16 protein-coding genes, 1 tRNA gene and 1 pseudogene are annotated in these 15,437 nt (G+C 64.6%); 9 read left to right on the top strand and 9 right to left on the bottom strand.

The window, feature by feature from the left end:
• Positions 1-27: 27 nt before the first annotated feature.
• Entirely contained in the window at positions 28-822 is a 795-nt protein-coding gene (locus tag FOM02_RS00165; protein WP_027561767.1) for a glutamine amidotransferase, read from the top strand.
• A 95-nt stretch (positions 823-917) separates the two neighbouring features.
• Complete coding sequence (locus tag FOM02_RS00160; RefSeq protein WP_027561768.1) at positions 918-1,730, top strand: enoyl-CoA hydratase; 813 nt, start codon at positions 918-920, stop codon at positions 1,728-1,730.
• Between the two features lie 109 nt (positions 1,731-1,839).
• Here the strand turns inward: FOM02_RS00160 and FOM02_RS00155 are convergent.
• A tRNA-Ala gene (locus tag FOM02_RS00155) sits at positions 1,840-1,915 on the bottom strand.
• 187 nt (positions 1,916-2,102) lie between these two features.
• Between FOM02_RS00155 and FOM02_RS00150 the strand changes: the two are divergent.
• The 3 genes and pseudogenes from FOM02_RS00150 to FOM02_RS00140 all read left to right on the top strand — a co-directional run bounded on the left by FOM02_RS00150 (position 2,103) and on the right by FOM02_RS00140 (position 3,662).
• Positions 2,103-2,392, top strand: a pseudogene (locus FOM02_RS00150) (YggT family protein).
• 15 nt (positions 2,393-2,407) lie between these two features.
• Positions 2,408-2,767 (top strand): DUF167 domain-containing protein, encoded by a 360-nt coding sequence (locus FOM02_RS00145; RefSeq protein ID WP_027561770.1) that lies wholly within the window; start codon positions 2,408-2,410, stop codon positions 2,765-2,767.
• 10 nt (positions 2,768-2,777) lie between these two features.
• Entirely contained in the window at positions 2,778-3,662 is an 885-nt protein-coding gene (locus FOM02_RS00140; RefSeq protein ID WP_027561771.1) for a bifunctional methylenetetrahydrofolate dehydrogenase/methenyltetrahydrofolate cyclohydrolase, read from the top strand.
• 69 nt (positions 3,663-3,731) lie between these two features.
• On the opposite strand, the gene ppa is transcribed toward FOM02_RS00140, so the two are convergent.
• Entirely contained in the window at positions 3,732-4,268 is a 537-nt protein-coding gene (ppa, locus tag FOM02_RS00135) for an inorganic diphosphatase (protein WP_027561772.1), read from the bottom strand.
• Between the two features lie 194 nt (positions 4,269-4,462).
• Positions 4,463-4,972, bottom strand: a complete 510-nt coding sequence (locus FOM02_RS00130) for a GNAT family N-acetyltransferase (protein WP_008136728.1) — start codon at positions 4,970-4,972, stop codon at positions 4,463-4,465.
• 267 nt (positions 4,973-5,239) lie between these two features.
• Here FOM02_RS00130 and FOM02_RS00125 point away from each other — a divergent pair, with 267 nt between their 5' ends.
• The 4 genes from FOM02_RS00125 to FOM02_RS00110 are packed head-to-tail and all read left to right on the top strand — an operon-like array spanning position 5,240 to position 8,338.
• Positions 5,240-6,139: an alpha/beta hydrolase family protein gene (locus FOM02_RS00125; RefSeq protein WP_265441391.1), complete on the top strand. Its 900-nt coding sequence runs from the start codon at positions 5,240-5,242 to the stop codon at positions 6,137-6,139.
• Positions 6,136-6,603, top strand: a complete 468-nt coding sequence (locus tag FOM02_RS00120) for a DUF2269 family protein (protein WP_027561774.1) — start codon at positions 6,136-6,138, stop codon at positions 6,601-6,603. Before FOM02_RS00125 ends, FOM02_RS00120 begins: the two co-directional genes overlap by 4 nt.
• Positions 6,604-6,611: 8 nt before the next feature.
• Positions 6,612-7,931, top strand: a complete 1,320-nt coding sequence (locus FOM02_RS00115; RefSeq protein WP_027561775.1) for an SDR family oxidoreductase — start codon at positions 6,612-6,614, stop codon at positions 7,929-7,931.
• Complete coding sequence (locus FOM02_RS00110; protein ID WP_027561776.1) at positions 7,931-8,338, top strand: thiol-disulfide oxidoreductase DCC family protein; 408 nt, start codon at positions 7,931-7,933, stop codon at positions 8,336-8,338. Before FOM02_RS00115 ends, FOM02_RS00110 begins: the two co-directional genes overlap by 1 nt.
• A 4-nt stretch (positions 8,339-8,342) precedes the next feature.
• Here FOM02_RS00110 and FOM02_RS00105 read toward each other — a convergent pair whose 3' ends face one another.
• The 6 genes from FOM02_RS00105 to FOM02_RS00080 form a co-directional block, all read right to left on the bottom strand.
• Positions 8,343-9,587 carry a flavin monoamine oxidase family protein gene (locus FOM02_RS00105; RefSeq protein ID WP_027561777.1) on the bottom strand — a complete coding sequence of 415 codons (1,245 nt, stop codon included), beginning with the start codon at positions 9,585-9,587 and terminating at the stop codon, positions 8,343-8,345.
• Between the two features lie 100 nt (positions 9,588-9,687).
• A complete protein-coding gene (typA, locus tag FOM02_RS00100) occupies positions 9,688-11,514 on the bottom strand; it encodes a translational GTPase TypA (RefSeq protein WP_027561778.1) in 1,827 nt (608 codons plus the stop codon).
• Positions 11,515-11,753: 239 nt separating this feature from the next.
• The gene (locus FOM02_RS00095; protein ID WP_027561779.1) at positions 11,754-12,035 is read right to left on the bottom strand and encodes a hypothetical protein; all 282 of its coding nucleotides are present in this window, start codon (positions 12,033-12,035) and stop codon (positions 11,754-11,756) included.
• A 223-nt stretch (positions 12,036-12,258) separates the two neighbouring features.
• Entirely contained in the window at positions 12,259-13,704 is a 1,446-nt protein-coding gene (locus FOM02_RS00090) for a radical SAM protein (protein WP_027561780.1), read from the bottom strand.
• On the bottom strand, positions 13,685-14,401 hold the full coding sequence (locus FOM02_RS00085; RefSeq protein WP_027561781.1) for a prolipoprotein diacylglyceryl transferase family protein: 717 nt from the start codon (positions 14,399-14,401) through the stop codon (positions 13,685-13,687). Before FOM02_RS00085 ends, FOM02_RS00090 begins: the two co-directional genes overlap by 20 nt.
• A gap of 223 nt (positions 14,402-14,624) precedes the next feature.
• Complete coding sequence (locus tag FOM02_RS00080) at positions 14,625-15,389, bottom strand: Crp/Fnr family transcriptional regulator (RefSeq protein ID WP_027561782.1); 765 nt, start codon at positions 15,387-15,389, stop codon at positions 14,625-14,627.
• Positions 15,390-15,437: the final 48 nt, after the last annotated feature.

Genomic DNA, 15,437 nt, shown 5'->3' with positions numbered 1-15,437 from the left:
ACTAGACCGATAGCACTCGCAAAGGCCATGTCGTTCCGGACGGACAGGTTTGGTGGCGCAGAACTGGTGCCCTTCCGAAAGAGGGCGCCGGGCGCCGCCGCCTCCGAACCCCTTCTGCCGGTGCTGATCGTCCTGCATCAGGAATCCTCGACGCCCGGCCGCGTCGGCAACGCGCTGCGCACGCTCGGCCATCGCCTCGACATTCGCCGTCCCCGCTTCGGCGATCCCTTGCCTGCAACGCTCGACCGGCATGCCGGCGCCGTGATCTTCGGCGGCCCGATGAGCGCCAACGATCCCGACGACTACATCCGCCGCGAGATCGACTGGATTGAAATTCCGCTCCGCGAACAGCGGCCGTTCCTCGGCATTTGCCTGGGCGCGCAGATGCTGGCGATGCAGCTCGGTGCGCGCGTCGCGCCGCATGCGCAGGCGCTGACCCAGATCGGCTACTATCCGATCCGCCCGACTGCCGCAGGACACGCGCTCTGCCCGGACTGGCCGGCGCAGGTCTATCACTGGCATCGCGAAGGCTTCGAATTGCCGCGGGGCGCCGAATTGCTGGCGGAAGGCGATGATTTTCCGATCCAGGCGTTCCGCGCCGACAATGCCTTCGGTGTGCAGTTCCATCCTGATGTGACCTACGCGATGATGCATTGCTGGACCACGCGCGGCTATGACGGCCTCAGCGCGCCCGGCGCGCGCGAGCGGCATCATCATTTCGCGGATCGCGCCGTGTACGACGTGGCGGAACGCGCCTGGCTCGATCATTTCATCGACGGCTGGCTGGCGCGCCGCGTGGTGTTGGCGCAAGCCGCCGAGTGATCGCGCCTTCGCGCAAGTTCTTGCCTCTTCCCTCTATATGCTAGGCTCGCTGCCAACGAGCACGCGCGAACGCGTGCCGGCAAAGGGAGAGCGCCATGGCCTACGAGCACATTCTCTATGAGGTGAGCGACAAGATCGCGACCATCACGCTCAATCGTCCCGATCGCATGAATGCGTGGACGCCGATCATGGAGCGCGATGTACGCCATGCAATGGAAGCCTCGAGCGCCGATGACAATGTCCGCGTCATCGTGCTGACAGGCGCGGGCCGTGCCTTCTGCGCCGGTGCCGACATGGATGCGCTGAAAGGGCTCGATCCCAACGACGTCAGGCGCGCATCGAACCTGCCGCCGTTCGACATGAACCGCCGGCCCGACTGGCAGACGCGCTACGGCTTCTATCCGTCGATCGGCAAGCCCGTCATCGCCATGCTCAACGGCGCGACCGCCGGCATCGGCCTCGTCCACGCGCTCTATTGCGACCTGCGCTTTGCCGCCGACAACACGGTGTTCACCACGGCCTTCGCGCGGCGCGGCCTGATTGCCGAGCACGGCATCAGCTGGATGCTGCCGCGCATCGTCGGCCATGCCAATGCGATGGATCTCTTGCTGTCAGCGAGGCGCGTGACCAGCGATGAAGCACTGCGGATCGGGCTGGTGAACCGGCTCTACCCGCCCGAGAAGCTGCGCGAGGAAACCTACGCCTATGCGCGCGACCTCGCCGATTTCGTCTCGCCGAGCGCGATGGCCGTGATCAAGCGCCAGCTCTACGAGGTGCCGTTCCAGACCCTGGCGGAAGCGACGATTGAGGCCAACCGCGAGATGATGGTGGCGCTGAACGGGAGCGATTTCCGGGAGGGCGTCGCGAGCTTCATGGAGAAGCGGCCGCCGCGGTTTACCGGGAGGTAGGGGGATTTTCCGGGGGCAGTCCGTCTTCGCCCTGCGGGCTTTGCCGGACACCACGCTTCACCCTTCGGCTCCGCGCGGCTGCGCCACGCGTAGCCCGAAGGGCGAAGCGTGGTGGAGCCAGGCGGGATCGAACCGCCGACCTCGTCATTGCGAACGACGCGCTCTCCCAGCTGAGCTATGGCCCCTTTGCTGGCCGCTCTGGTAAACGCGGCCGACAACCGGGCGCCATTTAAGTCCCCGCCAAGGTCAAGTCAAGGACGGGTGTAAGGGGGTTTTAGCCATCCGGGCACCGACTTCCCTTGTTTGGGCCGGGGGGAACCGATATCTAGCGAAAGACGTCAATCCCACCCGCAGCCAGAGTCTTCAAAAGCCATGCGTGCCGTTCTCGACATCGTCATCATCGTGCTCGATCTCTACGTCTGGCTGCTGATCGCCTCCGCGATCCTGTCCTGGCTGATCGCCTTCAACGTCGTGAACACCCGCAACCAGTTCGTGTCGGCGGTGGCGGAGTTCCTGTATCGGATCACCGAGCCGGTTCTCGCGCCGATTCGCAATTTCCTGCCGAGCCTCGGCGCCTCGACATCTCGCCGATCATCGTGATTCTGCTCATCATGTTCATCGAGCGGGTGATTTTGTACTACATCTACCCCAACGTGATCTGAGCGGGCTGGAGCGCCTTGGTTGCCAAAGACGCTTTCAGGGAACCTTGGCGCTACTCCGCCGCAGGGATCAGCATCGCGCTGCGGGTGACGCCGCGCGGCGGCCGCGACGATATCGACGGGATCGAGCAATTGGCCGATGGCCGCAGCGTGCTCAAGGTGCGGGTGCGCGCGATCGCCGATGGCGGCGAGGCCAACAAGGCCGTTCTGGTGCTGCTGGCGAAATCGCTCGGCGTGCCCAAGGCCAACGTAAAACTGCTATCCGGTGCCACCGCGCGGCTGAAGCAGATCGCGGTTGATGGCGACCCGGGGCGGCTCGGCGAAGCTCTGCGCCGGCTGGCCCGAGCCAAATCAGCAGACGCCAAATCGACAGACTGAGGGAACTGACATGACGGCCAAGATCATCGACGGAAAAGTCATCGCCGCGGAGCTCCGCGCGCGCGTCGCCGATGAGGTCGCCCGGGTCAAGCGCGAGCACAATCTGGTGCCGGGCCTTGCGGTGGTGCTGGTCGGCAACGACCCCGCCAGCGAGGTCTATGTCCGTTCAAAACACACCCAGACTCAGGCCGCCGGCATGGCGTCATTTGAACACAAGCTGCCGGCTGACGTGTCGCAAGGAGATCTGCTGGCGCTCGTCGCAAAGCTCAACCGCGATCCCGCCGTGCACGGCATCCTGGTGCAGCTGCCGCTGCCGAAGGGGCTGAACACCGAGGCCGTCATCAATGCGATCGATCCCGCCAAGGACGTCGACGGCCTGCATCCGAACAATGCCGGCCGCCTAGCCGGCGGCTTCGAGGCGCTGTCGCCCTGCACGCCGCTCGGCTGCATCATCCTGACCAAGAGCGTGCACGCCTCGCTCGAAGGCCTGAACGCAATCGTCATCGGCCGCTCCAACCTGGTCGGCAGGCCGCTGGTGCAATTGCTGCTGAACGAGAATGCCTCGGTGACGATCGCGCATTCCCGCTCGCGCGATCTGCCAGGGCTCGTGAAGCGCGCCGACCTCGTCTATGCGGCGGTCGGAAAGCCGGAGATGGTGCGCGGCGACTGGCTGAAGCCGGGCGCAACCGTGATCGACATCGGCATCAACCGCATTCCGAAGGAGGACGGCAAGACCCGTCTTGTCGGCGATGTCGCCTATCAGGAAGCGCTCGCCGTGGCTGGTGCAGTGACGCCGGTGCCCGGCGGCGTCGGCCAGATGACGGTGGCGTGCCTGCTGGTGAATACGCTGCGCGCCGCCTGCGCGATCGCAGGGCTGCCGAAGCCGGCGGTGTAGCGTTTCTTCACCTCGCCCCGCTTGCGGGGAGAGGTCGGATTGCGAAGCAAGCCGGGTGAGGGGGAAAGCTCAGCCCTTCTTCTTCTTCTCGCGCTCGATGCCTTCGAGGATCAGCTTGTGGGCTTCGTCCGGGCCGCCCCAGCGCAGGATCTTCACCCACTTGCCCTTCTCGAGATCCTTGTAGTGCTCGAAGAAGTGCTGGATCTGCTGCAGCGTGATGTCGGGCAGGTCGGAATACGACTTCACCTTGTCGTAGCGCTGCGTCAGCTTCGACGACGGCACCGCAAGGATCTTCTCGTCGCCGCCGGCCTCGTCTTCCATGAACAGCACGCCGACCGGGCGCACGCTCATCACGGCGCCAGGGATGATGGCACGGGTGTTGATGATCAGCACGTCGCAGGGATCGCCATCGTCTGACAGCGTGTGCGGGATGAAGCCGTAGTTACCGGGGTAACGCATCGGCGTGTACAGGAAGCGGTCGACGACAAGCGTGCCGGCCTCCTTGTCCATCTCGTATTTGATCGGTTCGCCGCCCACGGGGACTTCGATAATGACGTTGACGTCGTGGGGGACGCTTTTCCCGATCGAGACCGCATCGATACGCATTCAAGACTCCGTTATTGCCGAGGTTAAATCGCGCCCGGCAGCGATTTTGGCGCTGTCATACGCGGGCTTGGCCCGTCGATCCATCGCGTTTTTGCGAAATAATGAATCCCGCGATCACCGGCGGAAAAGGCTGGCGGTATCGACGGAGGGAAAAGCTGCCGGCTAATCTTTCAGCAGCTTAATTGGTCCAAATCTTAGTTAGTCCAAGCGAAGGCAACCTTGTCGAGCGACTTCGGCCCGAAACGCTCGGACGAGCGCGCCACCATCCGGCCGCCCAGGGCACGGTAGAACTCGGTCGCGGGATCGTTGTCCGAGAGCGCCCACACAACCATGCTCTTCAGGCCGCTCTGCATCAGGTCGCGGCGGGCGGCGGCGAACAGGCGACGGCCGAAGCCGAGGCCCTGGAATTCGGGGCGCAGATAGAGCTCGTAGATCTCGCCGTCGAAGTGCAGGCTGCGGGCGCGGTTGCGACCATAGTTCGCATAGCCCGCGATCTTGTCGCCGAACACGAGCACGCTGACGCGGCTGCCCTTGCGGATCGCGCTGTCCCACCATTGCGGTCCGCGACGGTTGATCAGCTTTTCCAGTTCAGCGCCGGGAATGATGCCCTGATAGGCGGAACGCCAGGCTTCGTCATGGGTGGACGCCACCGCAGTTGCATCTGCAGCTTTGGCCGGCCGGACCTCGATCAGGGTTGTGCTCATGGGCGTGATCAAACCAAGTCGCCGCGCCGGCGGCAAGACCTATCGTTAATTATCGGTTAACGTGTGGACTTTGTGCATCAGTATTTGAACCATGTTGTACCGAAAAAAGACAGGACGCCAGTTCGAATGGCATCGCAGCGCCATGCGTCGGTGCAAAACTGCCTTGCGGCAACGAATGAATGGCAATGGCAGCGCAGAAAGTCCGCCCAGAATGATTCGTTCCTACTAGTCTCACTGTTGGTTGTCCGTGTTCGCCTTTGGCAATTCATGCGGCTCTTCAACGCTCTCGCTCTCCTGCCTGTGCTGGCCTTGCTGACTACGGCACCGCTGTGTGCAGAGGTCACATTCGGTGCGTCGGGTGAGGAGGGCGAACCGTTTCGCCGGCAACAATGGCGTGTGCCATCGCCCGACGACGACATTGCCGCGCATGCGCTGTTGTTTCGCCCTGCCGGCGCTGGTCCATTCCGGCTCGCGGTGATCGCGCATGCCTCGACGCAGAACGTCTTGCGTCGCGCGCAAATGCCGCAGCCGGAATACCGCGCGCTCACGGCCTTTCTCGTCGCACGTGGCTTTGCCGTGCTGGTGCCGGAGCGGCTCGGTCATGGTGCGAGTGGCGGCCGCTATGTCGAGGACCAGGGCGGCTGCGATGAAGCGGATTACACGCGCTCCGGTCGCGCAACGGCGGACGAAATCACGCGCGCGCTGGAATTCCTGCGAAAGAAGGATTTTATTCGTAAGGACGCAGTCATCGTGATCGGCCATTCCGCCGGCGGCTGGGGCGCGCTGGCGCTGGCCAATGCCGATCCGAACGCCGTCGCTGCGATCATCGCGTTCGCGCCGGGCCGCGGTGGCCACGCCAATGATGAGCCGAACCGGATCTGCGCGCCGCATACGCTTCTGGCGGCCGTGGCTGAGTTCGGCAAGGCGGCGCGGATTCCCGTCACATGGCTCGTTGCAGCCAACGACAGCTATTTTGCGCCGGCATTCTCGAAAGCATTGGCGGATGCGTTTCGCGCCAGCGGCGGCAAGGCCGATTTCCGCACACTGCCCGCTGTCGGCAGCGAGGGTCATTGGATGATCGAGACCGAAGCCGGGGTCAAAGCCGCAAGCAGCGAGCTCGCGCGCGCGCTGAACCCGTCCAGACCTGTGGCGACCAAGAAGCCATGACGCTGTATTTCCTGGTCAAATTTCTCCATGTGCTCGGCGCCGTCGTCATCCTCGGCACCGGAACCGGTATCGCCTTCTTCATGCTGATGGCCCATCGCACCAACGACGCAGCATTCATCGCGCGCACCGCGTCGGTGGTGGTGATCGCGGATGCGATCTTCACGCTCTCCGCCGTGCTGCTCCAGCCGCTCACGGGCGGCTTGCTGATGATGCTGTCGGCGACGCCGGTCACCGAGCGCTGGCTGCTGGCCTCGCTCGCGCTCTACGTCTTTGCCGGCCTGTTCTGGGTGCCCGTCGTCTTCATGCAGATCGAGATGCGCGATCTCGCGCGCAAGGCCGCCGAGCAACGCAGCGCGCTGCCGGAGCGCTACTTCGCCCTGTTCCGCCGCTGGTTTGCATTCGGCTTCCCCGGCTTCGGCGCGACGATGCTGATCCTGTGGTTGATGATCGCCAAACCATTTTGAGAGAAGTGATGAGTGAGCGGACCATCTTGGTGCTCGGCGCCTCCGGCCTGATCGGCCGCTTCGTCACCGACGACCTGCGCGCCCGCGGCTTTCGCGTCGTCGGCATGGCGCGCAGCCTGTCGCCGGCGCAGAAGACGAGCGCGCTGGATCTCGAGCTGCCGATCCTGTCGCTCGATGCGGCCGCGCTGACGCGCTTGTTTGGCGAGCACGCGGTGGATGTCGTCGTCAACTGTCTCGGCGTGCTCCAGGATGGACCCGGCAGTGATACCAATGCGGTGCACCGCGATTTCGTCGCGCGCCTGCTTCAGGCCGCTGCCGACAGCGGCCGCGCGATCCGGCTGGTTCACATCTCTATTCCCGGGACCGCAGAGGCCGATCGCACCGCCTTCGCAACGACCAAGCGCGAGGCCGAACGCCTGATCGCGGCCTCCGGCATCCCCCACGCCATCCTGCGGCCCGGCTTTGTCGTTGCGCCGTCGGCCTATGGCGGCAGCGCCATGCTGCGCGCGCTCGCCGCCTTTCCGCTCGACCTGCCTGCAAAGGAAATGGCGACGCCGTTCCAGCCTGTGGCGGTCGATGATATTTCGGCCACTATCGCCTGGCTCGCCGCGCGCGACATCGGCGATGCCGGCGTGAAAGCCGTGACCTGGGACCTGATGCAGGCCGCGCCGGTCACGATGGCCGGCGTCATCAAGCAATTCCGCCGCGCCTTCGGTACGGACGGCTGGCCTCGCCTCGCCATGCCCTCGCTCATGCTCGATCTCGGTGCGAGGATCGGCGATCTCGCCAATTATCTCGGCTGGACGCCGCCGATGCGCTCCACCGCCATCGCCGAACTGCGCCGCGGCGTCGTCGGCGATCCCTCGGCATGGATCGCCGCCACCGGCATCGCACCGAAGTCGCTCGCCGAGACGATCGGGCGCCATCCTGCCACCATCCAGGATAAATGGTTCGCGCGGCTGTTCCTGGTGAAAGCACTGATATTCGCCAGCCTGGTCGCGTTCTGGCTCGTCTCCGGCTTCATCGCGCTGTTCGTGTCCTATCGCGCCGCTGCCAGCATCCTGAGCGCGCACAACTTTCCGCCGGCGCTGGTCGATCCCATCACCATTGGCACCAGCCTGATGGACATGAGCATCGGCGTGCTGATCGCCTTCCGCCGCACCGCCGCGATCGGGCTGGTTGCGGGCATTGTTGCTTCGCTCGGCTATATGTTCGGCGCTGCGATCCTCACGCCCGACCTCTGGATCGAGCCGCTGGGCGCGCTGGTGAAGACGGGGCCGGCCATCGTGCTGATGCTGGTCGCGCTCTTGATGCTGGATAATCGCTAATGAGCAAATGGCCCGACGATGATGTCATTCTGTTCGATGGCGTTTGCATCTTCTGCTCGCGCTGGGTGCGGTTCGTCGCCAAGCGCGACACCGCGAAGCGGTTTCGCTTCACGCCGATCCAGTCGGATTATGGCGCGCGGCTGGCGCGCGCTTTCGGCATCAATCCTGATGATCCCGATACCAATGCCGTCGTCCATGGCGGAGAGGTGTTCATGAAGTCGGACGCCGCGCTGACCGTGCTCTCGCAGCTCCCCGGCTGGGCGTGGGTGCGGGCGCTGTTCGCCGTGCCGAAGCCGCTGCGCGATCCCGTCTACAGCCTCATCGCGCGCAACCGCTATCGCATTTTTGGGAAGTACGACGCGTGCTTCGTGCCGGATGCTGATCTGCGGGCCCGGGTGATCGAGTAATTCGTTACGGCTTGACCAGAGCCACCAGCACTTCCTTCGCCGCCCGCTCGCCGCTGTCCCGCGCGCCATGGGCCGTCGAGAAAAAGTGCGGCGACGTTGCTTCTCCGGCAAAGAACAGCCGGCCGTCGACCGGCGCGGCCAGCACGGCGCGATCGCCGGCGTGGCCGGGGAGCGCATGCGAATAGGCGCCGCGGGCAAGGGGGTCGTAGCCCCAGCGCGACTCTGCCAGCGGCTTCAGCTTGCGGCGGATGTCGTTGCCCAAATAGTCCGCGATCTCGTCGATGCTCTGTGCGGCGAAGGCGCCCTCGCCGGCGTCCTCCAATTCGCGCGCGAAGCGGCCGCCGAAAAATCCGTCGATGCAGGGCTGGCCGAACGGGCGGATGTGGTAGGTGCCCATTGCGGTGCGCATGGTGGCGCCGCGCAGATTGCCTTCCTTCGGAAAGGCTTCCGCATCCTCCAGCGCCAGCACCACCTTGTCGTCGGCGCCGAGCGGCAGGCCGCACGCGGCATCGACCTTGGCCGGCAGCGGCGGCGAGAACCGGATTGCTTCGTCGGCGATCAGATTGGTCGGCACCGTGACGATCACCTTGTCCGCGGTGAGCGTGCCTGACGACGTCTCGATCCGGATGCGCCGGCCGGAATGGTCGATCATGGAGACGTTGCAGTTCAGTGCCACCGGGCAGGCGGCACCATAGGCCGCGATCAGCGCACCATACCCGGCGCGGACGCGCCAATTGAAATAGGTGTCTTCGTAGGCGTCCATGTCGAGGATCGAGACCCGATCGAGCTCACAGCCGTTCACATAGGTCGAGACGGCGTTGATCATCGGGTTCCAGCGATTGCCCGGCTCGAGATAGCGCTCGGCCGGTGCATCCTCGCCCGCTTCCGCAGCTTCGCTGACGCGCTCGTAGAATTCGTCGATCGTGCGCGCGAACTCATCCCGCTCACGCTCCGGAAACACCTCGCCAAAGGCACGATCGCGCCAGGGCGGCAGATCGGTGTTGACCTCGAAATTCAGTCTCTTGGCAATTGCGACGAAGGAGTTCTTGTCGGCCGAGTGCAGCCACCCGCAGCCGACATCGAAGATGACATCGGGCGAGGCCTGTACGGTCCAGGCGCGGCCGCCGAGCCGGCCCCGCGCCTCCAGCACGATCACGGAGAGGCCCGAGCCCGCGAGCGCATGTGCGGCGCCGAGGCCGGCGGCACCGGCCCCGATGATCGCGACGTCGACGGAGGAGGGGAGGGGCATGGAGCAGCGAATGGTGAGTAGCGAGTGGCGAATAGAATATAGATAACGCCGGTTCTGGCAAACGCCCCTATTCCCTACTCGCCATTCCCCATTCGCCTGCTTACGCCACCGCTTCCTTGGCCTTTTCCGCGCGCTTGCGCTCGTTCGGGTCGAGGTGCTTTTTGCGCAGGCGGATCGACTTCGGGGTGACCTCGACGAGCTCGTCGTCCTCGATATAGGCGAGCGCCTTTTCCAAGGTCATGCGGATCGGCGGGGTCAGGCGCACGGCTTCGTCCTTCGACGTCGTGCGGATGTTGGTGAGCTGCTTGCCCTTGAGCACGTTGATCTCGAGATCGTTGTCGCGGGTGTGCTCGCCGACGATCATGCCCTTGTAGACCTTCCAGCCCGGCTCGATCATCATCGGGCCGCGGTCTTCCAGCTTGAACATGGCGTAGGCCACCGCCTCGCCCTGGTCGTTGGAGATCAGGACGCCGTTGCGGCGGCCCTGGATCTCGCCCTTGTACGGCGCATAGCCGTGGAACAGGCGGTTCATGATCGCGGTGCCGCGGGTGTCGGTAAGCAGCTCGCCCTGGTAGCCGATCAGGCCGCGGGTCGGCGCGTAGAACACCAGGCGCTGACGGTTGCCGCCGGACGGCTTCATCTCGATCAGCTCGGACTTGCGCTCGCTCATCTTCTGCACGACGACGCCGGAATGCTCCTCGTCGACGTCGATCACGACCTCCTCGATCGGCTCCATGGTGGCGCCGGTGGCTTCGTCCTTCTGGAACACGACGCGCGGACGCGACACCGAGAGCTCAAAGCCCTCGCGGCGCATGGTCTCGATCAGGATCGCGAGCTGCAATTCGCCGCGGCCCGACACTTCCATCGCATCCTTGTCGGCGGATTCGACGACGCGCAGCGCGACGTTGCCCTCGGCCTCGCGCAGCAGGCGGTCGCGGATCATGCGGCTCGTCACCTTGTCGCCTTCGGTGCCGGCGAGCGGGGAGTTGTTGACGATGAACGACATCGACACGGTCGGCGGATCGATCGGCTGCGCCGGCAGCGGCACCTCGACGGTGGGATCGCAGAAGGTGTCGGCGACGGTGCCCTTGGTGAGGCCCGCGATGGCGACGATGTCGCCGGCTTCGGCCTCATCGAGCGGGGTGCGCTCGAGACCGCGGAACGCCAGGATCTTGGTGATGCGCCCGGACTCGACCAGCTTGCCGTCGGCATGCAGCACCTTGACCTGCTGGTTCGGCTTGAGCACGCCGGACGAGATGCGGCCGGTGATGATGCGGCCGAGATAGGGGTTGGCCTCGAGGATGGTGCCGATCATGCGGAACGGGCCTTCCTCGACCTTCGGTGGCGCGACGTGGCGCAGCACCAGGTCGAACAGCGGCTCCATGCCCTTGTCCTGCGGACCCTCGGGGCTATCGGCCATCCAGCCCTGCTTGGCCGACCCGTAGAGGATCGGGAAGTCGAGCTGCTCCTCGCTGGCGTCGAGCGCCGCGAACAGGTCGAACACCTCGTTGATGACCTCGGTCGGGCGCGCGTCAGGGCGGTCGACCTTGTTGATGACGACAATCGGCTTGAGGCCGACCTTGAGCGCCTTGGAGACCACGAACTTGGTCTGCGGCAGCGGGCCTTCGGCGGCGTCGACCAGCACCAGGGCGCCGTCGACCATGTTCAGGATACGCTCGACCTCACCGCCGAAATCGGCGTGGCCGGGGGTATCGACGATGTTGATGCGGGTGTCCTTCCACTGCACCGAGGCCGCCTTGGCCAGAATGGTGATGCCGCGCTCGCGCTCCAGGTCGTTGGAGTCCATGGCGCGATCGGTCACCTTCTGGTTCTCGCGGAACGTGCCGGACTGCTGGAGGAGCTTGTCGACGAGGGTCGTCTTGCCGTGGTCGACGTGGGCGATGATGGCGACGTTGCGGAGGTTCATGAGTGAGCTTCTTTGCGGTCAAACAATGGGTTAAGCGCGATCTCGCCGGTCGGACCGGGACCTCTTCACGGACAACGCTGGAAACGTGGAAAACGGGGCCGGCTTCGCCCAAAAAGGAAGCCCGGTCAGCTCGACCGGGCACCCTACGCGTTTGCGGCGCAATATATGCAAAAACCGCCAAAAAACAATGCGTTCTTTGCTGGTTGGTTGACTGAATTTTGTCCGGGAATTCCCGGGGCTTAGGGCTGGGTTCCGGGATGGGTCGGGGCCTTCCGCCCCTTGATCGCCGCCCAGATCAGGGCGACGCCTCCGATGCCGACGACCAGGCCCAGGAAGACCAGCGGCGCGATGTCCGAATCGATCTTGCCCCCGTCGATCACCGAACCTCCGCCGAACACCAGGGCGCAGAGACCCGGCAGCAGCAGGACGACCCCTGAGATCACCATGAGCGCGGTCAGGCAGCCGTGCCGTCTTTCCGGCGAGGGTTGGCTCGGCGCGATTGGAGGAGGCGCGTCGTTCATTCCCGGACCCCCGTTAACGCGACGAGTGCGCCTGTTCCTACCCAGCGCCTGGTCAGGACATTGTCTCGGCTAAGGATCATGACGCAAATAAGAACGAGCAAGACGAGCAATCCGACGATCGCCACGATCCAGGACATGCAACCGCCTTCGCCCGGACCGCCTCGCGGCGGTTGAACGGGAGGCTCCGCTGGTGGCTGCGAGGCCGGCGCGCCCTCGATGTCGCTCATTCCTGCAAGGCCCCTTCCGCGCTGGTCTCTGCCGCGAGCGCAGCGCGGATGCCGTCGATCTTGCCGTTCCGATAGAACAGATTGTAGGTGTCGAACGGAATGATCGCGCCCTGCTCCGTCACGAAATGGATGCAAGAGCGCTTGACGTTGCCGACGCAGAAATTGAAGCGGTCGAGAAACTGCACGATGGTGACGCGGAAGACGTTTTCGTAAGTGAGTCCTTCCGGCACCTCGAAGCTCGGCAGGCAGCATAGCAATTCGCAGACGCGCTCGCTCGTGTTCAGAGGACCCGACGACAGCGAGAACAGGTCCAAGAACTTTTCCTGGAATTTCTCCCGCAGCATCGGATATTTTTCCGGGCTGATGGTGTTGGGCATCACCGCAACCAGCTGCTCCTGCGAGATCAGCGACGTCAGCGGCAGCACCTTCTCGCCGTTGCGCAGGCCGTAGCCGATCGAGATGCTCTCGGGGTTACAGGGCAGCGGGATCATGTCCTTGTCGCCGAACACACCGGTCTCGATGACGCGGTTGCGGATCTCCGACAGCATGATGCGGTCGGTGGTCTTGTCGAAATTCTCGTTGCGGCCCGCGTCCTGCACCGGCTGGAGCGTGACGCCGCGCACGCATGTCCAGGTGAGCGCATGGCGGACGATGTCGCCGATCTCGCCATCGTTGACGCCGCGCTTGATGGTCGCGACCAGCGTGGTCGACACGCCGTAATGCTCGAGATTCTCCAGCGCCTGCTGGCGGATTTTTCGCAAGTCCGCGCCGCGCAGATTGATCAGCGCATCGCGCTGGAGCGAATCGAACTGGAGATAGACCTCCAGCCCGCGCCTGTTCTCGGCGAGCCGCGCCACGAAATCCTTCTCGCGGGCGACGCGCAGGCCGTTGGTGTTGATCATGACGTGGCGGATCGGACGGGCGCGCACGGCGTCGAGAATCTCGAAGAAATCCGGATGCAGCGTCGGCTCGCCGCCGGAAATCTGCACCAGATCTGGCTCGCCCTCGCTGGCGACCAGCGCGTCGAGCATCTTCTCGACCGTCGCGAGCGGGGTGAATTTCGTTCGGGCCGGCGCGGAGTCTGCGAAGCAGACCGGGCAGGTGAGATTGCAGTGCTCGGTGATCTCGATCAGGGCGAGGCAGGAATGCTGCTCGTGGTCGGGACAGAGGCCGCAATCATAGGGGCAACCGAATTCGGTGCGTTGCTGGAATTGCAGCGGCCGGTCGCCCGGCTTGATGAAATCCTTGCACAGGCGCCAATAGGCCGCGTCGGTGGAGACGAGCGTCGATTGAACGCCATGCTCCCGGCAGCGCTTTTCGTACCAGACCTCGTTGTCGAGGATCTGGATCTTCGTCGGCACCAGCTTCAGGCAGATCTCGCAAAGGGACTGAGTCTGGCCCCAGAAGATGTAGGGGCGCGACTTACGCAGCGGCGCGTTCATGCACAGGCCTCGCTTGGGGCGCCGTCGCCAGCATGACGGCGGCGTAGAGCAGGATGGAGAGCGACAGCAGGTGAAACAGCGTGAAGGGCCCGATCAGCGTCCCATAAGGCTTGAGGAATTCCCACAGGAAGCGCTGCGCTCCATAAAAAGCGAGAACCAGGTAGAAACCATTGGTGATCACAAACGCATTCCGGTTCACGACCGCCAGCACATAGAGCTGCGCGAACAGGGCCATCGCCGCGCTCTCATAGAGCTGCACGGGGTGGCGAAGAATGCCGTCGCCGAAATCGTGGCCCCAGGGCAATGCCGTCGGCGTGCCGTAGGTGAAATCGTCAAGGCCCGCGAAATAGCAGCCGAGCCGCCCGATCGCGACGCCGAGGGCCAGCGGCAGGGCGAACCGCGCGCCGGTGCGCACGGCGATGCCTGCGGTCCATTTGTAGAGCTCGATCGCGACGATGCCGCCGGCGAGCGCGCCCTCGACCGAACGCGCAATGCCGCTCTGCCCCGACAGCCACAGATTGACCGAGCCGAACAGATAGGCGCCAAGGCCGGCGCCGAACACCAGCGCGGCGATGTAGGGCAGCTCGAACGATTGCGCCGGAAACCGCAAACCCTGTCGCGACAGCCAGTAAACGGCAGCCGCTGCCGCCAGCCACGCCGCGATATCGAAGACCGTGTGAAGAAAAGCCCCGCTCATGCGGGTACAACCATAGCACGATCACGTTCAAAAGCGCGGGGCGCATTTGTGTGCCCTCTCCCCTTGCGGGAGAGGGCAGCTCCGCATTAGCCACAACCTCATTTGGGTGAGGGGTTGTCTCCGCGAATTCAGCCGCTGCGGTGTGCGAGGATAGAGACCCCTCATCCGGCTTCGCTTCGCGAAGCCACCTTCTCCCACAAGGGGAGAAGGAAGAAGCGAGACCCTAGCCGGCCTCGCGCTCTTCGGTCGGATACACCCCTCGCAGCACCTCCTCGAAGTGCATCTTCACCGCGTCGTTGCACAGGCAGGCGCGCAGGCGCAGGCCGTCGCGGTTGCGGACCAGGATCGAACCGCGTCTCGTATCGAGCACACCTTCTGCCTTGAACGATTGGAGCACGCGGCTGGCGTAGCTGCGGCCCACACCGAGCAGCGTCGCGAGCTGCTCGTGAGTCAGCGGCACGCTGCTGTCGTCGCCGGTGCGCTCCATCGCCGCCAGAATCCATTTGGCCGTGCGCTGCTCGATCGAGTGGATGGCATTGCAGGCGGTGGACTGGAAGATCTGCGCCAGCATGCAGTCGGCGTAGCGGGCAAAGATGTTGCGCAGCGAGGCCGAGCGCTGCTTGGCCGCTTCGAGCTTGCCGACATGGATGCGCGCAAACGGTCCGCCGAACTTGACGCAGATGCGGGTATAGGCCGGCAGAAATCCCTCGCTGACGATGCCGCCCACCGCGCCCTCGCGGCCGACCAGAATGGTCTCGACATCACGGCCGTCTTCATTGGGGACGAGAAAAGTCGCAAGCGACGGGCCGCAGGGAAAGTGAACCACCTGGACATCGTCGCCGGGACTGTAGAGCAGTTCGCTCGCCGCAGCCTTGTCGACGGAGACGTGCGGCGCGAGCAGCGCGTAATCCGCCGCGCTCAACCGCCGCAACAGATTATTTGCGGGCCTAGTATCGACCTCGGTTGTCTTGCTGATGCGCGCGTCCATCGTCGATCCCCTGCTCTCCTTTCGACACTAGCGAGTTCCGCGTCCTGG

The sequence above is a fragment of the Bradyrhizobium sp. SEMIA genome (genome assembly GCF_014844175.1).
GTDB classification, from domain to species: domain Bacteria; phylum Pseudomonadota; class Alphaproteobacteria; order Rhizobiales; family Xanthobacteraceae; genus Bradyrhizobium; species Bradyrhizobium arachidis.
The sequence above is the reverse complement of the archived record's forward strand: the minus strand, read 5'-3'. Positions and strand labels throughout refer to the sequence as shown.